Source organism: Rubrivivax sp. JA1026, from assembly GCF_011065555.1.
Lineage (GTDB): Bacteria > Pseudomonadota > Gammaproteobacteria > Burkholderiales > Burkholderiaceae_C > Rubrivivax > Rubrivivax benzoatilyticus.
This window is the reverse complement of record NZ_JAALCQ010000006.1, coordinates 148,792-168,523: the sequence shown is the minus strand read 5'-3', so window position 1 is coordinate 168,523 and position 19,732 is coordinate 148,792. Positions and strand designations below refer to the sequence as shown.

At 72.4% G+C, this 19,732-nt stretch carries 20 protein-coding genes; 8 read left to right on the top strand and 12 right to left on the bottom strand.

Annotation, left to right across the window (positions count from 1 at the left end):
* The first annotated feature begins 35 nt into the window (after positions 1-35).
* Positions 36-1,427 carry an amidohydrolase family protein gene (locus G5B56_RS12115; protein WP_164963351.1) on the top strand — a complete coding sequence of 464 codons (1,392 nt, stop codon included), beginning with the start codon at positions 36-38 and terminating at the stop codon, positions 1,425-1,427.
* Here the strand turns inward: G5B56_RS12115 and G5B56_RS20085 are convergent, their stop codons facing one another.
* Positions 1,428-2,981, bottom strand: coding sequence for a methyl-accepting chemotaxis protein (locus tag G5B56_RS20085; RefSeq protein ID WP_164963350.1), 1,554 nt, complete (start codon positions 2,979-2,981; stop codon positions 1,428-1,430).
* Between the two features lie 155 nt (positions 2,982-3,136).
* Here G5B56_RS20085 and lpxC point away from each other — a divergent pair, with 155 nt between their 5' ends.
* The 3 genes from lpxC to G5B56_RS12095 are packed head-to-tail and all read left to right on the top strand — an operon-like array spanning position 3,137 to position 6,036.
* Positions 3,137-4,072, top strand: coding sequence for a UDP-3-O-acyl-N-acetylglucosamine deacetylase (gene lpxC, locus G5B56_RS12105; protein ID WP_009855944.1), 936 nt, complete (start codon positions 3,137-3,139; stop codon positions 4,070-4,072).
* Positions 4,073-4,082: 10 nt separating this feature from the next.
* Positions 4,083-4,268 (top strand): hypothetical protein, encoded by a 186-nt coding sequence (locus G5B56_RS12100; protein ID WP_014427223.1) that lies wholly within the window; start codon positions 4,083-4,085, stop codon positions 4,266-4,268.
* Positions 4,269-4,299: 31 nt separating this feature from the next.
* Entirely contained in the window at positions 4,300-6,036 is a 1,737-nt protein-coding gene (locus G5B56_RS12095) for an ExeA family protein (protein WP_240920801.1), read from the top strand.
* Here the strand turns inward: G5B56_RS12095 and G5B56_RS12090 are convergent, their stop codons facing one another.
* The 8 genes from G5B56_RS12090 to dusB form a co-directional block, all read right to left on the bottom strand.
* Positions 6,037-6,756, bottom strand: coding sequence for a dienelactone hydrolase family protein (locus tag G5B56_RS12090; protein WP_009856585.1), 720 nt, complete (start codon positions 6,754-6,756; stop codon positions 6,037-6,039).
* Positions 6,753-7,328, bottom strand: coding sequence for a crossover junction endodeoxyribonuclease RuvC (ruvC, locus tag G5B56_RS12085; RefSeq protein WP_009856586.1), 576 nt, complete (start codon positions 7,326-7,328; stop codon positions 6,753-6,755). The genes G5B56_RS12090 and ruvC overlap by 4 nt, the downstream gene beginning before the upstream one ends.
* Positions 7,329-7,383: 55 nt before the next feature.
* The gene (locus G5B56_RS12080; RefSeq protein ID WP_029718665.1) at positions 7,384-8,016 is read right to left on the bottom strand and encodes a response regulator transcription factor; all 633 of its coding nucleotides are present in this window, start codon (positions 8,014-8,016) and stop codon (positions 7,384-7,386) included.
* Between the two features lie 90 nt (positions 8,017-8,106).
* Positions 8,107-9,081 carry a phosphatidate cytidylyltransferase gene (locus G5B56_RS12075; protein WP_164963349.1) on the bottom strand — a complete coding sequence of 325 codons (975 nt, stop codon included), beginning with the start codon at positions 9,079-9,081 and terminating at the stop codon, positions 8,107-8,109.
* Position 9,082: 1 nt separating this feature from the next.
* A complete protein-coding gene (locus G5B56_RS12070) occupies positions 9,083-9,706 on the bottom strand; it encodes a 1-acyl-sn-glycerol-3-phosphate acyltransferase (RefSeq protein ID WP_164963348.1) in 624 nt (207 codons plus the stop codon).
* 313 nt (positions 9,707-10,019) lie between these two features.
* Positions 10,020-11,591, bottom strand: a complete 1,572-nt coding sequence (purH, locus tag G5B56_RS12065; RefSeq protein ID WP_164963347.1) for a bifunctional phosphoribosylaminoimidazolecarboxamide formyltransferase/IMP cyclohydrolase — start codon at positions 11,589-11,591, stop codon at positions 10,020-10,022.
* An 8-nt stretch (positions 11,592-11,599) separates the two neighbouring features.
* A complete protein-coding gene (locus tag G5B56_RS12060) occupies positions 11,600-11,833 on the bottom strand; it encodes a Fis family transcriptional regulator (protein ID WP_009856591.1) in 234 nt (77 codons plus the stop codon).
* Positions 11,830-12,867 (bottom strand): tRNA dihydrouridine synthase DusB, encoded by a 1,038-nt coding sequence (dusB, locus tag G5B56_RS12055; protein WP_164963417.1) that lies wholly within the window; start codon positions 12,865-12,867, stop codon positions 11,830-11,832. The genes G5B56_RS12060 and dusB overlap by 4 nt, the downstream gene beginning before the upstream one ends.
* Positions 12,868-12,960: 93 nt before the next feature.
* Between dusB and G5B56_RS12050 the strand changes: the two genes are divergently transcribed.
* A complete protein-coding gene (locus G5B56_RS12050; RefSeq protein WP_009856593.1) occupies positions 12,961-13,446 on the top strand; it encodes a YqaA family protein in 486 nt (161 codons plus the stop codon).
* A gap of 47 nt (positions 13,447-13,493) precedes the next feature.
* Complete coding sequence (locus G5B56_RS12045; RefSeq protein ID WP_164963346.1) at positions 13,494-14,984, top strand: carboxypeptidase M32; 1,491 nt, start codon at positions 13,494-13,496, stop codon at positions 14,982-14,984.
* 1 nt (position 14,985) lies between these two features.
* Here G5B56_RS12045 and G5B56_RS12040 read toward each other — a convergent pair whose 3' ends face one another.
* From G5B56_RS12040 to dmeF, 3 genes are all read right to left on the bottom strand, one after another.
* The gene (locus tag G5B56_RS12040; RefSeq protein WP_164963345.1) at positions 14,986-16,215 is read right to left on the bottom strand and encodes a patatin-like phospholipase family protein; all 1,230 of its coding nucleotides are present in this window, start codon (positions 16,213-16,215) and stop codon (positions 14,986-14,988) included.
* Between the two features lie 61 nt (positions 16,216-16,276).
* Positions 16,277-16,897, bottom strand: coding sequence for a phasin family protein (locus tag G5B56_RS12035; RefSeq protein ID WP_164963344.1), 621 nt, complete (start codon positions 16,895-16,897; stop codon positions 16,277-16,279).
* An 89-nt stretch (positions 16,898-16,986) separates the two neighbouring features.
* Positions 16,987-18,021, bottom strand: a complete 1,035-nt coding sequence (gene dmeF, locus G5B56_RS12030) for a CDF family Co(II)/Ni(II) efflux transporter DmeF (RefSeq protein ID WP_164963343.1) — start codon at positions 18,019-18,021, stop codon at positions 16,987-16,989.
* A 114-nt stretch (positions 18,022-18,135) separates the two neighbouring features.
* Here dmeF and argB point away from each other — a divergent pair, with 114 nt between their 5' ends.
* Both argB and G5B56_RS12020 read left to right on the top strand, forming a co-directional pair.
* Positions 18,136-19,038: an acetylglutamate kinase gene (gene argB, locus G5B56_RS12025; RefSeq protein ID WP_009856598.1), complete on the top strand. Its 903-nt coding sequence runs from the start codon at positions 18,136-18,138 to the stop codon at positions 19,036-19,038.
* Positions 19,035-19,727, top strand: a complete 693-nt coding sequence (locus tag G5B56_RS12020; protein ID WP_164963342.1) for a pyrimidine 5'-nucleotidase — start codon at positions 19,035-19,037, stop codon at positions 19,725-19,727. Before argB ends, G5B56_RS12020 begins: the two co-directional genes overlap by 4 nt.
* Positions 19,728-19,732 lie beyond the last annotated feature (5 nt).

The following is a 19,732-nucleotide window of genomic DNA, read 5'->3' as shown; positions in this document are numbered from 1 at the left end:
ACTCGCGGCCGTATTCCCGTCCCTGCCTCCTCCCCATGACCGACTTCCTCGTCCGCGGCGCCGCCGAACTGTGGACCGGCCGCCGCGACGCGATGCGCGTGCGCGGGCCGGTGGACCTGCGTGTGCGCGCCGGCCGCGTCGCCGCCATCGGCACGCTGGCCGCCGAGCCCGGCGAACGTGTGCTCGACGCCGCCGGCTGCATCGTCTACCCGGCCTGGGTCAACACCCACCACCACCTGTTCCAGAGCCTGCTGAAGGCCATCCCCGAGGCCATCAACCTGCCGCTCGTGCCCTGGCTGGGCGCGGTGACGGTGCCGTACCGCGCCGGCTTCCGCGACGAGCACGCGTTCCGCACCGCGGTGCGCATCGGCCTGGTCGAACTCGCGCTGTCGGGCTGCGGCACGGTGGCCGACCACCAGTACCACGTCTACCCGGGCATGGACTACGACCCGTCGGCGGTCTGCTTCGAGGAGGCCGAGCGCCTGGGCCTGCGTTTCGTGCTCTGCCGTGGCGGCCAGACGCTGCCCAGCGCCGACGCCCCGCCCGAAGCCGTGCCCGAGACGCTGGAGCAGTTCCTTGCGGGCGTCGAACGAGACGCGGCGCGTTTCCACGACCCCTCGCCGCACGCGATGCGGCGTGTCGTCAGCGCGATCACGACGCCGCACACCAGCTGCACTTCGGGCGAACTGCGCGAGATCGCGCGCCATGCGCGCGGTCTGGGGCTGCGCCTGCACAGCCATCTGTCGGAGACCGACGACTACCTGCGCTGGGCACGCGAGCACCACGGCTGCTCGCCGATCGAGTTCGCCGAACGCCACGAGTGGCTGGGCCCGGACGTCTGGTACGCGCACATGGTGCATCTGGACGACGCCGAGCTGCGCCGCTGCGCCGAGACCGGCACCGGCATCGCGCACTGCCCGCAGAGCAACGCGCGGCTGGGTTCGGGCATCGCGCGCATCCCCGAGGCGCTGGCCGCCGGCGTGCCGGTCGGCCTGGCGGTCGATGGCGCAGCGTCCAACGAAGCCTGCGACATGTTCAGCGAAGCCCACGCCTGCTGGCTGACGCACCGCGCCGACCCGCGTTCGGGCCGTTTCGCCGGCCAGCCCGGCGGCCATGCCGGGGCGATGACGGTCGAGGACGTGGTGCACGTCGGCACCGCCGGCGGCGCGCGGGTGCTGGGGCTGGACGGCGTCGGCACGCTGGCCGTGGGGCAGGGCGCTGATTTCGCGGTCTACGACCCGCGCGAGCCGCGCCACTTCGGCCTGCACGACCGGGCGGTGGCGCCGGTGGTCAGCGGCGGGCGCACGCCGCTCAAGGCGCTGGTCGTCGCCGGGCGTGTCGTCGTCGAGGACGACGCCATTCCCGGTCTGGACCTGGCGGCGCTGCGCGAGGACGCGGCGCACTGGGTGCGCGCGCTGCGCTGCTGATCAGGCCGCCTCGAGGCGGAAACGGGCGACCAGCGTCTGCAGCGCCTCGGCCTGGCGGCGCAGGCTGTCGGCGGCCGCGGCGCTCTGCTCGACGAGCGCGGCGTTCTGCTGCGTCACGTCGTCCAGCGTCGTCACGGCCTGGCCGACCTGGTCGATGCCCGAACGCTGCTCGGCGCTGGCGTTGCCGATCTCGCCGACCAGGGTGCTGACACGCTCGACCTGGGCGACGATGGTGGTGATGCGCTCGCCGGCATCGGCGACCAGCCGGTTGCCCGACTCGACGGTGTCGCGGCTCTGGCCGATCAGCGTCTTGATCTCGCGCGCCGCCTCGGCGCTGCGCTGGGCCAGCAGGCGCACCTCGCCGGCCACGACCGCGAAGCCGCGGCCCTGTTCGCCGGCGCGGGCCGCCTCGACGGCGGCGTTGAGCGCCAGGATGTTGGTCTGGAAGGCGATGCCGTCGATGGTGCCGATGATGTCGCCGATGCGCTGCGAACTGCTGCCGATGGCCTGCATCGTCGCCACGACACGCTGCATCGCCTCGCCGCCGGCGCCGGCGCCGGTGCTGGTCTCGGCAGCCAGGCGGGCGGCCTCTCCGGCCGTCTCGGCGTTGCTGCGCACGGTGGACGCCAGTTCCTCCATCGACGCCGCGGTCTGCTGCAGGCTGCTGGCCTGCGATTCGGTGCGCCGGCTCAGGTCGGCGTTGCCGGTGGCGATCTCGGCGCTGCTGGTGGCGATCGAGTCGGCGGCGCCACGCAGTTCGCCGACGAGCTGCACCAGCGCCGCGTTCATGCGCGACAGCGCGGTCAGCAATCGGCCGGTCTCGTCGCGCCCGCCTTCGGGGATGCGGCTGCTCAGGTCGCCGGCGGCGACACGGTCAGCCACGGCGACGGCGGCATTCAGCGGCACCGTGATCGAGCGCGTGATCAGCCAGGCCAGCAGCGCGCCGGTGGCCAGCGCGATCAGCGCCGCGACGACCATCATCACGCGCGCCCGGTCGTAGGCGGCAGCGTCCTCGGCGGTGGCTTCCTTCATCGCCGTCTGGCTGAACGTCTGCAGCTCGCGCAGCGCGCCGGCGAAGGCGTGCAGCGACTCGTAGGTCACGCCGAAGAGCTGCGCCGCGGCAGCGCCCTCGTCGGCGTTCTCCACCGTCTTGAAGACCTCGGCGACCTCGCGCTTGTAGCGCTGGCGCGTGGCCTCGGCCTTGTCGAACAGCGTCACCGCCTCGGCGTCGTCGAGCAGCGGCTTGAGCTCGGCCATTGCGTCGTCGAAGGCCTTGATGTTGACCTCCAGCCGTTCACGCGCCTTGGCCAGACGCTCGGGGCTGGTGTCGCCGACGATCTGCATCACGCGGCCGATGCTGCCGCGCACGTTGTCCAGCGCCGCGCCGACCAGCGCCACCTTGCGGTACTCGGTGACGGCGATGTGCTCGGTGCGGGCGTGCATGCCGGCCATCGTCCAGCCGGCCAGCGCCAGCGTGGCCACCATCAGCAGCAGCACGGCGACAAAGGCGGCGCCCAGGCGCACGCCGATGCGGAGATCACGGAAAACAGTCATGCCAGCCCTCTTAGGCCCATCGGGATTACCGGCTGTATCGGCCCGGGTGGCGTGTGGCTTGAGCGCGCGTTGTCAATAATTTCATCAATTCTGCCAATCGAGGCGATGTTGACCCGCGCCGGCCCGGGGCGAGCGCCATGCGGGACAATACGGTCATGATCCAGCAGCGCACCCTGAAGAGCCTCACGAGGGCCGTGGGCGTCGGCGTCCACAGCGGGCAGAAGGTCGAGCTGACCCTTCGCCCGGCCCCGCCGGACACCGGCATCGTCTTCCGCCGCATCGATTTGCCGGTGCCGGTGGACATCCCGGTGCGTCCCGACACCGTCTGCGACACGCGCATGGCGACGACGATCAGCCCCGGCGGCGACCCCGGCGCGCCCAAGGTGCAGACCATCGAGCACCTGCTGTCGGCCTGCGCCGGTCTCGGCCTGGACAACGTCTACATCGACATCACCGCCGAGGAGGTGCCGATCCTCGACGGCTCGGCGGCGAGCTTCGTCTTCCTGCTGCAGAGCGCCGGCATCCAGCTGCAGAACGCGCCCAAGCGTTTCCTGCGCGTGAAGAAGCCGGTCGAGCTGCGCGAAGGCGAGGGCCCGACGCTGAAGTGGGCGCGCCTGGAGCCGTACCACGGCTACAAGCTGAGCTTCGAGATCGAGTTCCACCACCCGGCGCTCGACGCCACCGGCCAGCGCCACGAGTTCGACTTCGGCAGCGGCCGCTACAAGACCGACATCGCGCGCGCGCGCACCTTCGGCTTCACGAAGGACGTCGAGATGATGCGCTCGCGCGGGCTGGGCCTGGGCGGCAGCATGGACAACGTCATCGTCGTCGACGAGTACCGCGTGCTCAATGCCGACGGCCTGCGCTACGACGACGAGTTCGTGAAGCACAAGATCCTCGACGCGATCGGCGACATGCACGTCGCCGGCCAGCCGCTGCTGGCCAGCTACACCGCCTTCAAGGGCGGCCACGCGCTGAACAACAAGCTGCTGCGCAAGCTGCTGGCCGACAGCACGGCCTACGAGATCGTCAGCTTCGAGCGCGAGAGCGACGCCCCGCGCGGCTTCGCCGAGCTGGCGCCGGCCTGGTGACACGCGGCCGATGCTGATCTTCCGCCTCGTCTTCGGCCTGCTGCTGCTGGCCGGGCTGCTGTGCTTCGCGATGTACATCGCCACCGGCCAGGCCGGCTGGCGCCGGCGCGGCATCGTCATCGTCAAGTGGACGGTGCTGGCGGCGATCGGCTTCTTCGCGGTGCTGATCCTCGAGCGCCTGGCGCTGATGCTGTAGCGCTCGGCGCGGCGGTTATGCTCGCCGCGCCATGATCGTCGAGTCCTTCTTCGGGCTGTCCCGCGAGCCGTTCTCGATCGCGCCGGACCCGCGGTTTCTCTACCCCAGCGAGCAGCACCGCGAGGCGCTGGAGCTGCTGAACTACGGTCTGGCGCGCGGCGCGAGCTTCGTGCTGCTGACCGGCGAGATCGGCGCCGGCAAGACGACGCTCTGGCGCACGTTCCTGGAGCAGCTGCCGTCCAACGTCGACGTCGCCAGCGTCGTCAACCCGAAGCTCGGCGTCGACGCGCTGATCGCCCGTGTCTTCGAGGACCTGCACGTCGAGCTGCCGGCCGCCGACGGCCCGGTGGACATGATCGACGCGCTGCACGGCCACCTGCTGCTGGCCCATGCCCAGGGCCGGCGCACGCTGATCGTCATCGACGAGGCGCAGGCGCTGTCGCACGAGGTGCTGGAGCAGTTGCGCCTGCTGACCAACCTGGACTCCAGCGGCCGCAAGCTGCAGGTGCTGCTGATCGGCCAGCCCGAGCTGCGCGGCATGCTCGCGAGCCCGGAGCTCGAGCCGCTGGCGCAGCGCATCGTCGTGCGCGCCCACCTGGGCGCGCTGACCGAGGCGCAGACGGCGGCCTATGTCGAGCACCGGCTGCGCGTGGCCGGGCTGCAGGGGGCGCTGCCGTTCGACGGCGAGGCGCTGGGCCTGGTGCACCGCTTCAGCGGCGGCGTGCCGCGGCGTGTCAACGTGCTCTGCGACCGTGCGCTGGCGCTCGCCGCCGAGGCCGGGCAGCGGCGTGTCGACGTCGTGCGGCTCGAACGCGCCGCGCACGACGTCGCCGGCCCGCCGGTGCGGCCGGCGCCGCCGCCGTCGGCCGTGATCGCCGCGTCGGGCGGCGCCCCGGCGCGTGTGGCGCCCTGGGCCTTCGTCGCCGGGGCCGGGCTGGCGCTGGCGGCGACGCTGGGCGCCCTGTCCTGGCGCGATGCCGCGCCGCCGGCGGCCGTGGTGGCTCCGGCGGCTCCGGCGCCGGCCGCGACGGTGGCCGCGGCCCCCGCACCCGCCGCGTTCGCCTCCGCACCCGTGGCCGCACCCGTGGCCGCACCGGCGATCGCCCCGGTGGCCGCGCCGCCCTCGCCAACGCTGCCGCCGGCCGCACCGGCGTTGCCGGCAGCGGCCCCGAGCCCGCTGGCGGCACGCGCCGAGCTGCCGCCGCAGGCCTTGCTGCCGGCGGTGCACGACTACGCCTGGTTCAGCGGCGACGGTGCCGACGAGGTCGGTGCGCGGCGCCGGCTGGCACGGCTGTGGGGCCTGGGGCGTGTCGTCGGCGATCCCTGCGCGGCGGCTGCGGCGGCGGCCGGCCTGGCCTGCTGGAGCGGCCGGGTGCCGCTGTCGACGCTGCGTCAGCTCGACCGTCCCGGCCTGCTGCATCTGGCCGACGAACGCGGCCGGCCGGGTTACGCGCTGCTGGTGGCGCTGGACGAGGACACGGCGACGCTGCAGGTCGCCGAGCGCCGCGAGCATGTGCCGCTGCTGAAGCTGGCGCGCTGGTGGCACGGCGGCTTCACGACGCTGTGGCGGCCGCCGTCCGACACCGCGTGGACGGCGCGGCTGCAGGCGCTCGACGGCGAGACCGCCACCGACGCGGCCTCGCTGGCGCGGCGCATCGCCGGTTTCCAGCGCGCCCGCGGCCTGGCGGTCGACGGTGTCGCCGGCCCGCAGACGCTGATGCTGCTGGCGCGCGACGAACACGACGCCGAGCCGCGCCTCGGCCGCTGATCAGCCGTTCAGCGTCGCGGCCAGGAACTGCAGCGCACGCCCGTGCGCCAGCGCCGCGGCACGCGGTTCGTAGCTGGTGCGCGCCCAGCAGTTGAAGCCGTGCGGCGTGCCGGGGTAGACGTGGACCTCGGCGCCGGCGTGGCCCGCGAAGGCGGCACGCACCGCGTCGACGGCCGGCGGCGGGATGTACTCGTCGTCGCCGGCGTAGTGGAACTGGATCGGCACGCCGACCTGCGGCGCCAGCGCCAGGTGGTCCTGGATGCGGCCGCCGTAGTAGGCGACCGCGGCGTCGGCGCCGGCGGTCGCGGCGGCGAAGTAGGCCAGCCGCCCGCCCATGCAGAAGCCGAGCGCGCCGCAGCGCTGGCCGGCGACCTCGGGCAGGGCGCGCGCCGCGGCCATCGCGGCGGCGACGTCGGCGAGCTGCTCCGCATGGGTGTAGCCCTGGTGCAGCGCCAGGCCCTGCGCGTGGTCGTCGCCGGAGTAGGCCAGCTCGACGCGCGGCGCGCGGCGGTGGAACAGGTCGGGCGCGAGCACGACGAAACCGTCCAGCGCCCACTGCCGCGCGACGGCGCGGATGTGCGTGTTGACGCCGAAGATCTCCTGCAGCAGCACCAGGGCCGGCCCGCGGCCCGCCGGCGGCAGCGCCAGGTAGGCGGCGAAGCCGGGCGCGATGTCGATCCAGCGTGTGCTGACGGGGTCTGCGGCGGTGTTCGGGATCATCGGCTCCTCCGGTGGGGCGCGGCGCGGTAGGCGCGGCCGCGGCGGTACTGGGCGTGGGCGCGGCGCGCCAGCGGCGTGGCCTCGGCCAGCGCGGCCAGCGTGCCGCCGGCGTGGGCGTGCGCGATGGCGATGCCCAGCGCGTCGGCGGCGTCCTTGCCGGGCACGCCGGGCAGGGCGAGCAGCCGGCGCACCATCTCCTGGATCTGCTCCTTGGACGCCAGACCGTGGCCGGTGACGGCCTTCTTCATCTGCACCGCGGTGTACTCGGCCACCGGCAGCCCGGCCGAGACCAGCGCCGCCAGCGCCGCACCACGCGCCTGGCCGAGCAGCAGCGTGCTCTGCGGGTTGGTGTTGACGAAGACGATCTCGGCCGACGCGGCCTGCGGCTCGTAGCGCGAGACGACCTCGGCGACGCCCTCGAAGATGATCTTCAGGCGCTGCGGCAGGTCGCCGCGCGGCGCCTCGGCGGTGTCGATGACGCCGCTGGCGACGTAGGCCAGCCGCGGGCCGTCGGCGTCGATGACGCCGAAGCCGGTGCGTTGGAGACCGGGGTCGATTCCGAGTATGCGCATGGGGCGGGCCGCCGGGCGGCGGCGCAGTATCTCAGACGCCCTGGCCGCGGCCGGGCTACTGGATCAGCCCGTTCTTCAGCGCGTAGTAGGTGAGGTCGCTGTTGCTGGCGAGCTTGAGCTTCTCCAGCACCCGGGTGCGGTAGGTGCTGACCGTCTTGACGCTGAGGAACATGCTCTCGGCGATGTGGCCCACCGTCTCGCCCTTGGCCAGGCGCAGGAAGACCTGCAGCTCGCGTTCGGACAGCGCCTCGTGCGGCAGCTTGTCCAGGCCGCCGGCCATCGTGTCGGCGAGCAGCTCGGCGACCTGGCTGGTGATGTAGCGCCGGCCGCGCGCGACGGTGCGGATCGCCTTGACGATCTCGTCCGGGTCGCACTCCTTGTTGAGGTAGCCGCTGGCGCCCTGGCGCAGCAGCGTCGTCGCGTAGTGCGTCTCGGGGAAGCCGCTCAGGATCAGGATCGGCAGCTCGGCAGCGCGGGCGCGGATCGCCGCCAGCGCGTCGACGCCGCTCTGCCCGGGCATCGACAGGTCCATCAGCAGCACGTCCACGTCGCCGCGGCGCACCAGCTCCAGCGCCTCGGCGCCGTTGGCGGCCTCGCCGGTGACACGCAGGTCGACCTGCTCGGACAGGAACTGGCGCAGCCCGGTGCGCACGATGGCGTGGTCGTCGACGATGCCTACGCGGATGATCAACGGCTTCTCCTCGGTCGCCGCCGCCAAGGCGGCCCCGCGGCAGTGTAGCCAGCCCAATCCCCGCCTGCAGACGGGGTCGGGCACGGCCTAACCGCGGAACTGGAAGTACCAGCGCACCGAGTGGAAGAACACCGGCGCGGCGAAGCACAGCGGCGCGACACGGTCGAGCAGGCCGACGGCGCCGGTGATCGCGCTGCGGTTGCCCCAGGACGGCACGCCGGCGTCCTTCTTCAGCGCCTTCATGACGAAGTCGCCGAAGCTGCCGGCGCCAGCGGCGATGAAGGCCATCGCCAGCGCCTGGCCGGCCTTGAACGGCGTCGTCCAGTACAGCGCCGCGCCGACGATGGCGGCGGTGGTCGCGCCGATGGCCCAGGCGCGGTACGAGAACGACCGGTCGATGTGGCGCGCCACCGGCCGGCGGCGCAGCCAGCGCGCCGCGCCTTCCTGCGTGCGCTGCGCGGTGGCGACGACGACGACCAGGAAGAACACGAGGAAGGCGCCGCGCCCCTCGTAGTTCTTGAACTCCAGCAGCAGCAGCGCCGGGGCGTGGCTGAGGCCGTAGATGCAGACCATCACGCCCCACTGGATCTTGGCGTTGCGTTCGAGGAAACGCTCCGGGTCGCCGGCCAGCGCGCTGATCACCGGGATCGCGATGAACACGTAGACCGGGATGAAGACCGTGAACAGGTCGAAGGTCCGGAAGCCGACCAGCAGGTACTGCGCCGGCAGCACCACGAAGAAGGCGAGGATCAGGCTGCGGTGGTCGCTGCGCCGGGTGTGCGCCAGCGTGATGAACTCGCGCAGCGCGAAGAACGAGAAGACGGCGAACAGCAGCGTCGCGCCGACCGCGCCGGAGACCCAGGCCAGCCAGAAGACGATCGCGCCGGCCCAGATCGCGCGCAGCTCGGCCTTGACACGCTGGTGCCAGTGGCTGCCCTCCTGGTCGGAGCGGCGCAGCATGACCAGCCCCGAGACCGCGCTGACGACGACCAGCGCGCCGAACAGGATGACGAACAGCAGGCCGACCTGCTGATCCACGGTGAGCGCTCGAAGATGTCCCATGTCAGCTGGCGTGCGGGCGCAGCGCGACGACGGCCTCGCGGGCGCGGTCGAGGAAGGCGCGCTTGTCCTCGCCCGGCTCGAGCTGGATCGGCGCGCCGAAGGTCACGGTGCACAGGATCGGCACCGGCACCACTTCGCCCTTGGGCATCACGCGCTGCACGTTGTCGATCCAGGCGGGGATCAGCTGCACGTTCGGGAACTGTTCGGCAAGGTGGTAGAGCCCGGTCTTGAACGGCTGCGGCAGCCCCTTGTTGCTGCGTGTGCCCTCCGGGAAGATGACCAGCGAGTCGCCGTGGTCCAGCGCCGCGACCAGCGGCTCCAGCGGGTCCTGGTCCTCGCTGCGCTGGCGGCTGACGTAGACGGCGTGGAACACCTCGCGCGTCAGCCAGGCCTTGAACTTCGACGAGGTCCAGTAGTCGCGTGCGGCGATCGGGCGCGTCGTGGCGCGCAGGTCGCTGGGCAGCGCCGCCCAGATCAGCATCCAGTCCAGGTGGCTCTGGTGGTTGGCGAAGTAGATGCGCTGCTCCGCCTTCGGCGGGCAGCCTTTCCAGTGCCCCTGGGCGCCGGTGATCAGCCGCACGAGCGCCGTCAGCAGCAAGCCCATCAGGTCGGCTTTCGAGGCCATGGCGGGATGCTAGCGGTGCAGGCCAGGCGCCGCGAACGGGCGCATCACGGCATCGCGTGTACAGGTCATGATGGTCAGGCGATAAGCTGCCCGCACGGTCCCCCCGGGGACAGACCGCCGCAGGCGGTCAGGGGGAGCGGCGCCTCCGGAGCGGGCCGAACCCGATCCGGGTCTCCCGGTCGGGTTCGGAGCTTTGCAAGCCGCGCCGGGCCAGTGGCCCGGCTCCTCGCGTGGCGCTGTCCGTCCACTGGACGGGCAGCGTCCCCGCTCGGCCCCCTCGGGGGGGCGGCCGCCAGGCGGCCGGGGGCTCCACTCAATGCCGGAAGTGGCGCGTGCCGGTCAGGACCATCGCGATGCCGCGTTCGTTCGCGGCGGCTATGACCTCCTGGTCGCGCATCGAGCCGCCCGGCTGGATGACGCAGGTCGCGCCGGCGTCGACGACGACGTCCAGGCCGTCGCGGAACGGGAAGAAGGCATCGCTGGCGACCGCCGAGCCGTGCAGCGTCAGGCCGGCGTTGCCGGCCTTGATGCCGGCGATGCGCGCGCTGTCGATGCGGCTCATCTGGCCGGCGCCGACACCTAGCGTCATGCCGCCGCCGCAGAAGACGATGGCGTTGCTCTTGACGAACTTGGCGACCTTCCAGGCGAACAGCAGGTCTTCCATCTGCGCCGGCGTCGGCGCCAGCGTCGTGACGACCCGCAGCTCGCCCGGCTCGACGTTCTTCGCGTCCTGGCTCTGCAGCAGCACGCCGCCGCCGACACGCTTGAAGTCCAGCGTGTTCATCGCGCGTGCCAGCGGCACCTCGAGCAGGCGCACGTTCTGCTTGCCGGCGAAGACCGCACGCGCTTCCGGCGTGATCTTCGGCGCGATCAGCACCTCGACGAACTGCTTGACGACCAGCTGCGCGGCGGCCTCGTCGAGTTCGCGGTTGAAGGCGATGATGCCGCCGAAGGCCGAGGTCGGGTCGGTCTTGAAGGCCTTGGCATAGGCCTCGGCGCAGTCGGCGCCGACGGCCACGCCGCAGGGGTTGGCGTGCTTGACGATGACGCAGGCCGGCACGTCGAAGGTCTTCACGCACTCCCAGGCGGCGTCGGAGTCGGCGATGTTGTTGTAGCTGAGCTCCTTGCCCTGCAGCTGCGTCCAGCCCGACAGCGTGCCTTCGGCCGGCCGGGCGTCGCGGTAGAAGGCGGCGCTCTGGTGCGGGTTCTCGCCGTAGCGCAGGTCCTGGGTCTTGGCCAGCTGCAGGTTGAAGACCGCCGGGTACTCGGTCTTCGCCGGCACGGCCTCCAGCGCCTCCTCGACGCCGGGTTCCAGTGCCGTCAGGTAGTTGGTGATCATGCCGTCGTAGGCCGCGGTGTGCGCGTAGACCTTCTTGGCGAGCATGAAGCGCGTGGCGCGCGTCGTCGCGCCGGTGGCCAGCTCGGCCAGCACACGCTCGTAGTCGGCCGGGTCGATGACGACGGCGACGTCGGTCCAGTTCTTGGCCGCGGCGCGCAGCATCGCCGGGCCGCCGATGTCGATGTTCTCGATCGCGTCGGCCAGCGTGCAGTCGGCCTTGGCGGTCGCCTGCGCGAACGGGTAGAGGTTGACGACCAGCAGGTCGATCGTGGCTATGCCGTGTTCGGCCAGCGCCGCCATGTGCGCCGGCACGTCGCGGCGCGCCAGCAGGCCGCCGTGGATGCGCGGGTGCAGCGTCTTCACGCGACCGTCGAGCATCTCGGGGAAGCCGGTGACCTCGGCCACCTCGGTGACCGGCAGGCCGGCTTCGGCCAGCAGCTTGGCGGTGCCGCCGGTGGACAGCAGCTTGACGCCCAGGCCGTGCAGCGCACGCGCGAAGTCGACGATGCCGGTCTTGTCGGATACGGAGAGGAGGGCGGTGGTCATCGGTGGTCTCAGATCAGCTTGTGTTCGAGGAGTTTGCGGCGCAGCGTGTTGCGGTTGATGCCCAGCCACTCGGCAGCCTTGCTCTGGTTGCCGTCGGCGTGCTGCATCACGACGTCGAGCATCGGCTTCTCGACGGCGGCCAGCACCATCGCGTGGATGTCGTGCGGTTCGGTCCCCTTGAGGTCCTTGAAGTACTGCTCGAGCGTCGTGCGGACGCACTCGTCGATGTGTTTCTTGCTCATGCGCTTCTGACGGCGAGGTCGTCGTTGGCGGCTGTCGCGCAGGGCAGCTGCGGGTGGTGTTCGGCCAGTTCGGAGAAGAAGCCGTCGACGGCGCGCCACTGCGCGCCGGCTTCGGCGATGGTGTTCATCGCGGCGCGGAAGTCCTCGCCGCCGGGCAGGCCGCGCACGGCCCAGCCGATGTGCTTGCGCGCGCTGCGCACGCCGGCGTGCTCGCCGTACAGCGCGTAGTGCTCCTCGAGGTGCTCGAGCAGCCAGCCGCGCACCTCGTGCGTGGCCGGCGGCGCCAGCAGCGTGCCGGTGGCCAGGTAGTGCGCGATCTCGCGGAAGATCCACGGCCGGCCCTGCGCGGCGCGGCCGATCATCAAGGCGTCGGCGCCGGTGCGTGCGAGCACCGCGGCGGCCTTGGCCGGCGAGTCGATGTCGCCGTTGGCGACGACGGGAATGGCGAGCGCGGCCTTCACCGCGGCGATCGTGTCGTACTCGGCCTCGCCCTGATAGCCCTGTTCACGGGTGCGCCCGTGCACGGTGACCATCGCGACGCCGGCGGCCTCGGCGGCCCGCGCCAGGCGCAGCGCGTTGCGCTCCGCCGCGCACCAGCCGGTGCGCATCTTCAGCGTCACCGGCACGCCGCGCGGCGCGCAGGCGCCGACGACGGCCTCGACGATCGACAGCGCCAGCGCCTCGTCCTGCATCAGCGCCGAGCCCGCCCACTTGTTGCAGACCTTCTTGGCCGGGCAGCCCATGTTGATGTCGACGATCTGCGCGCCGCGGTCGATCTCGTGGCGCGCGGCGTCGGCCATCATCGCCGGCTCGGTGCCGGCGATCTGCACCGCGATCGGCGCCCCCTCGCCGGTGTGGTCGGCGCGGCGCGAGGTCTTGCGCGAGTCGCGCAGGTCCGGCCGCGACGTGATCATCTCGCTCACGGCGTAGCCAGCGCCCAGGCGCTTGCACAGCTTGCGGAACGCCCGGTCGGTCACCCCGGCCATCGGGGCGACGAACAGGCGATTCGGCAGCTCGAAAGCGCCGAGTCTCATCATCGGGGGGTGCTGAAAAAGGAGGCAGGAGTATACCGGTCGGCATCGGGGGCACCGGGCCGGCGCCGAGGGCGGCGGATAATCCGCACCGAGATGGAAGCATGGTTCTCCGCGCTGCTGGCGGCGCTGGCGCTGCCGCAGTACGGCCTGTCGACGGTCTTCGTCGTCGCCCTGGTGTCGGCCACGCTGCTGCCGATGGGCAGCGAGCCCGCGGTCTTCGGCCTCGTCAAGCTCGACCCCTCGCTGTTCTGGCCCGCGATCCTCGTGGCCACCGCCGGCAACACCGTCGGCGGCGCGATCACCTGGTGGATGGGCTACGGCGGCGAGATCGCCTACGAACACGCGACGCACCGCCGCCCGCGCGAGGCGCGGCCGCTGCAATGGCTGCGCCGCTTCGGCGCCAAGGCCTGCCTGCTGTCGTGGCTGCCGGTCGTCGGCGATCCGCTGTGCGCGGTGGCCGGCTGGCTGAAGCTGCCGTTCTGGCCCTGCGTGGCCTACATGGCGATCGGCAAGTTCCTGCGCTACCTCGTGATGACCGCCGGGCTGGTCTGGGCCTTCCCGGGCCAGCTCTCGTACTGACCGCGGGCGGCGAAAATCGCGCCCCGCCCCGTTTCCCGAACCTCCGCATGACCGCCACGCCCGCCTACGACGCGCTCGCCGCCACCTGGACCCGTTTGCACCGCCTGGGTCACCTGCAGTCCATCGCCAGCTGGGACCAGTCGGCCAACATGCCGCCCAAGGGCAACGAGGCGCGTGCCCAGGCGATGGCCGAGATGGCGGCGCTGCTGCACGGCCTGGTCACCGACCCGGCGCTGGCCGCGCGCCTGCAAGCCGCCGAGACCGAGCCGCTGGACGAGGCGCGCCGCGCCAACCTTGGCGAGATGCGCCGCCAGTGGCGCGCCGCCAACGTGCTGCCGACCGAGCTCGTCGAACGTCAGCAGATGGCCACCGCACGCTGCGAACACGCCTGGCGCACGCAGCGTCCGGCCAACGACTGGGCCGGCCTGGTGCCCAACCTGAAGGAGGTCGTCGCGCTGGCGCGCGAGGAGGCCTCGCGCCTGGCCGACGATCTCGGCGTGTCGCGCTACGAGGCGCTGATGGACCGCTACGAGCCCGGGCTGACGACGGCCCAGGTCGACCGTGTCTTCGGCGAGCTGCGCCAGTGGCTGCCGGGGCTGATCCGCCAGGTCGTCGAGCGCCAGTCGCGCGAGACCGTGCTGGTGCCCGAAGGCCCGTTCGCGCGCGACGCGCAGCGCCGGCTGTGCGAGGAGACGATGCGCCTGCTGGGCTTCGACTTCGACGCCGGCCGGCTGGACGTCAGCACGCACCCGTTCTGCGGCGGCGTGCCCGAGGACGTGCGCCTGACGACGCGTTTCCGCGACGACGAGTTCCTCGGCAGCCTGATGGGCACGATCCACGAGACCGGCCACGCGCGCTACGAGCAGAACCTGCCGCGCGAGTGGCTGGGCCAGCCGCTGGCGCAGGCGCGTTCGATGGCCATCCACGAGAGCCAGTCGCTGTCCTTCGAGATGCAGCTCGGCTGCCACCCCGGGTTCGTCGCCGGCCTGGCGCCGCGCATCGCCGCGGCCTTCGGCGAGCAGCCGGCCTTCGCGCCGGCCAACCTGCAGAAGCTGCTGACCCGCGTGAAGCCGGGTTTCATCCGCGTCGACGCCGACGAGGTCACCTACCCGGCGCACGTGATCCTGCGCTACGAGATCGAGCGCCCGCTGGTCGAAGGCGAGATCGAGGTCGAGGACATCCCGGCGCTGTGGGACGCCAAGATGGCCGAGCTGCTGGGCGTGGACACACGCGGCAACTTCAAGGACGGCCCGATGCAGGACGTGCACTGGCCGCTGGGGCTGATCGGCTACTTCCCGTGCTACTCGCTGGGCGCGATGTACGCCGCGCAGTGGTTCGCGGCGATGCGCCGCGCGATGCCGCACCTGGACGAGCGCATCGCCGCCGGCGAGCTGGCGCCGGTCTTCGGCTGGCTGCGCGAGAACATCTGGCTGCCGGCCAGCCGCTGGAGCACCGACGAGCTGACGCGCCGCGCCAGCGGCGAGACGCTGAACCCGGCGCACTTCCGCGCCCACCTCGAGGCGCGTTACCTGGGCTGAGTCAGCGCGCGGCGGCCAGCCGGCGCTCGAGATCGTCGAGCACCTCGTCGAGCCGCCGCATCGCCTTCGCGGTGGCGCCGCGCGCCGGGCGTGCGCGGCGTTGCAACGGGATCAGCCGGCGCGTCTCGTCGTCGAGCGCGGCGTCGTCGAGCCGGATGCCGTGCGCCGCCAGCCGCGGCGCCAGTTCGGCGCGGCGCGCGCGCAGGTCGGCCCGCGTCTGCTGGTAGGCGTGTTCGGCCATCGCCCGGCGCTGCGAGTAGCCGAAGGTGTTGGCCAGGAACATCTCCGGGTCGCGCTGGTCGGGCTCGAAGAGCACGATCTCGGTGCCCGGATGCGTCTGCTCGTAGCCGCGCATGCCGAGCTCCAGCCGCGAGTGGATCAGCGTGCGGAAGGTCTGGCTCAGCACCACCGGCAGGCCGCCGTCGGCCAGGCGCGGGATGCGCTGGCCGGCGCGGGCCGTCGGCGTCGCGTGGCGCCCGACATGGCCCGACTCGAAAGGCACCAGCGGGTTCAGGCACAGCACCAGGTCCATGTCCATGTCGAGCAGCACACGCGCGTGCAGCGTCTTCTTCAGCGCACCGTCGACGTAGCAGCGGCCGTCGATCGGCACCGGCGGGAACAGTCCCGGCAGCGCCGCGCTGGCGGCCACCGCGCGCGAGATCGGCACGTGCTCCCAGCCCGGCCGGCCGAAAGGCGCCGACTGGCCGCTGTCGAGGTCGGTGGCGACGATGACCAGCGGCCGCGCGACCTGGCGGAAGTCGTTGCTGCGCCCCGGCGCCGACAGCATGCGCGCGACCTGGCGCTCCAGCGCCTCGTGGCCGAAGAGGCCGGCCGGCAGGGCGCGGCCCAGGCGTTCGAGCGCGGTCAGCAGCGAGCGCCGCTCGAAGGCGTAGTCCCAGGCGGCGTGCGCCACCAGCGCCGGCAGCATCGCCAGCCGGCGGCCGTACTCGCGCCAGGCCGGCTGCACGAACAGCCCCGGGCGGATGACGTCGTCGTCGGGACCCTGGTTGAGGATGAACGAGGTGCAGAGCTGGCGCGGCGTGATGCCGTTGGCCAGCCCGGCGGCGATGAAGCCGCCGGCCGAGACACCGACGTAGCCGTCCAGCCGCGTGAAGTCGACGCCGACGAAGGACTCGTCGAGCGCGCACAGCGCGCCGATCTCGTAGATCGCGCCCAGCGGGCCGCCACCGGCCAGGGCCAGGCCGATGCGCTTGGAGTCGGGTGTCGTCATCGCTTGCCGGGGCGATGCGGCCCGTGGCGGGCCTGCGCCCCGCTCCGTTCAGAGGTGGTGATCAGGCGGTCTTGGTGCGGCGCACGCGCTTCTTCGCCGGGGCCGGCGCCTCGGTAGGCGCTTCGGGGGCGGCTGCGGCCGGGGCTTCGGCCACCGGCGCGGGCTTGGCGGCGGCCTTGCGCGCCGTCTTGCGCGGCGCGGCGGGCCTGGCCGGGGCTGCGGCGGCGTTCAGGCGCTCGACCGCTGCGGCCAGCGCGTCGACCCGGTCGACCAGCGCCTGCACGTCCTTGGCCGTCGGCACGCCCAGGCGCGACAAGGCCTTGGCGGTGCGCTGCTCGAAGATCGCCTCGAGCTTGTCCCAGTTCTGCCCGGCGCGCGCGGTGACGCTGCCGGCCATCGCCGTCATGCGGTCGGTGACCTCGCCGAGCTTCTCCTCGGCGACGGCCTGCGTCTTGCGCTGCAGGTGCACGCCTTCCTTGACCAGGGCCTCGAAGACGCGGCCGCCTTCTTCCTGCGCCTTGGCGAACGCGCCCATGCCGGCCAGCCAGATCTGCTGCGCCGAGTCGCGCACCGCGCCGGCCATCGCCTTGTCGCTGCGCTGGGCGGCTGCGGTCTTGCGGGCGGGCTTCGCCGTCTTGGCCGCGGCCTTCTTCGCTGCCGTGGGGGCCTTCCTGGTTGCCATCGTCGCTCCTCGTCGTCGTTCGTGGGTGCCCTCGTCAATCTTGGACGCAGGGCGGGCGGCCTGCATCCGATTACTCTAGTGAGACGGCTCTATCCACGCGGGCAGCCGTCGCCGCAGCCTTCGCAGCGGTGCACCTCGACCGTCACGTGGCGCAGCGGCGCGATCTCGGCCAGCCGCGCGCGGTAGACGGCCGCCGGCAGCGGCCGGTCGGCGACGATCGCGATCGCGGCCGACCAGGCCTGGGCGCCGACCTGCCAGACGTGCAGGTCCGACAGCCGGGCGTCGCCGTCGGCCTCGATCAGCGTGCGGATGCGACGGCTGATCTCGGGGTCGGCGGTGGCGTCGACCAGCGCGCGCGAACTCTGGCGCATGACGCCCAGCGCCCACTGTCCGATGACCAGCGCGCCCAGCAGCGCCACCGCCGGGTCCAGCCAGCGCCAGTCAAACCACAGCCCGCCGGCCAGCGCGGCGATCGCCAGCACCGAGGTCATCAGGTCGGCCAGCACGTGCAGGTAGGCGGCGCCGAAGTTGGCGTCGTGGTGGTGGTGGTGGTGGTGGCCGTGCGGATGGCCGTGGGGATGCTCGTCGTGATCGTGGTCGTCGTCGTGATCGTCGTGGCGGTGGTGATGCCCGTGGTGGTCGTGCCCGTGGTGGTCGTGCCCGCCGCGCGCCAGCAGCCAGGCGCTGACGAGGTTGACGGCCAGCCCCAGCACCGCCACGCCCATCGCCTCGCCGAAGGCGATCGGGCGCGGCTCGCGCAGCGTGCCGATCGCGTCCCAGGCGATGCCGGCGGCGGCGGCCAGCAGCAGCAGGCCGCTGGTGTAGGCCGCCAGCACCTCGATCTTCCAGCCGCCAAAGGCGTAGCTGCCGTGCGCCGCGGCGCGCCGGGCCAGCCGGTAGGCGAGCACCGCGCCGCCCAGCGCCAGCGCGTGCGTGCCCATGTGCCAGCCGTCGGCCAGCAGCGCCAGCGAGCCGGTCCACCAGCCGGCGCCGACCTCGACGGCCATCGTCACCAGCGTCAGCGCGGTGACCTGCAGCAGCGCCTTCTCGCGCCGGGCGACACCTTCGTCGGCGAAGGCATGCGGGTGCAGGAACGGCGAGAGATCCTTGTGGTGCGAACTCATGGCGCCCGACTGTACGACGCGCCCGGGTGGGGCGCCCTCCGGGGCAACCGGCAGGGCGCGGACCGCGTCCCTACAATGCCCGCCACTCCTGTTTCTGCCGACGGAAAGCCGCCGATGTCCACCGCCGAGACCCCCACCGCCCACATCACCCCGCGCGAGAAGGCCGAGATCCTGGCGCAGGCGCTGCCCTACATCCGCAAGTACCACGGCAAGACGCTGGTCATCAAGTACGGCGGCAACGCGATGACCGACCCGGCGCTGCAGCAGGACTTCGCCGAGGACATCGTGCTGCTGAAGCTCGTCGGCATGAACCCGATCGTCGTGCACGGCGGCGGCCCGCAGATCGACGAGGCGCTGTCGCGCCTGGGCAAGAAGGGCACCTTCATCCAGGGCATGCGCGTCACCGACGAGGAGACGATGGAAGTCGTCGAATGGGTGCTCGGCGGCGAGGTGCAGCAGGACATCGTCGGCCTGATCAACGCCGCCGGCGGCAAGGCCGTGGGCCTGACCGGCCGCGACGGCGGCATGATCCGCGCACGCAAGCTGAAGATGCTCGACAAGAACGACCCGTCGATCGAACACGACGTCGGCCAGGTCGGCGAGATCACCGCCATCGACCCCTCGGTGGTGCAGGCGCTGCAGGACGACCAGTTCATCCCCGTCATCAGCCCGATCGGCTTCGGCGAGAAGAACGAGAGCTACAACATCAACGCCGACCTCGTCGCCAGCAAGCTGGCCACGGTGCTGAAGGCCGAGAAGCTGATGCTGCTGACGAACACGCCGGGCGTGCTGGACAAGAACGGCACGCTGCTCACCGACCTGACGGCGCGCGAGATCGACGGCCTGTTCGCCGACGGCACGATCAGCGGCGGCATGCTGCCGAAGATCGCCGGCGCGCTGGACGCCGCCAAGAGCGGCGTCAACGCGGTGCACATCATCGACGGCCGCGTGCCGCACGCGACGCTGCTGGAGATCCTGACCGACCAGGCCTTCGGCACGATGATCCGCAGTCATTGAGCGGCGCCACGCACGACCGGGTCTGGCTGTTCGACCTGGACAACACGCTGCACGACGCGTCGCACGCGGCGTTCGGCCAGCTCAACGTCGGCATGACCGACTACATCGAGCGTGAGCTGGGCCTGAGCCGCGCCGAGGCCGACGCGCTGCGCCGGCGCTACTGGCTGCGCTACGGCGCGACGCTGCTCGGGCTGATGCGCCACCACGGCGTCGACGCCGCCCACTTCCTCGAGCAGACCCACCGGCTGCCCGGGCTGGAGGAGCGGGTGCGCGGCCAGGCTCACGACTTCGCCGCGCTGGCCCGGTTGCCCGGGCGCAAGGTGCTGCTGACCAATGCGCCGGCGCTGTACACGCAGCGTGTGCTCGGCGTGCTGGGCATCGCGCACCTGTTCGAGCGGGTGATCCCGATCGAGGACATGCGTGTCTTCGGCCAGCTGCGGCCCAAGCCCGATACGCGCATGCTGCGCCGCGTCGCCGCGCGGCTGAAGGTGCCGCCCGGGCGCTGCATCCTCGTCGAGGACACGCTGGGCCACCTGAAGGCGGCGCGCTCGATCGGCATGGGCACGGTCTGGATGCAGCGTTTCGCGCGCCGCACGCGCGTGGCGATGCCGGTCGCCTCGCGGCTGACGCTGGTGCCGCCGTACGTCGACCGGCGCATCGTGCGCCTGTCCACGCTGCTGCGCGGCTAGCGCGG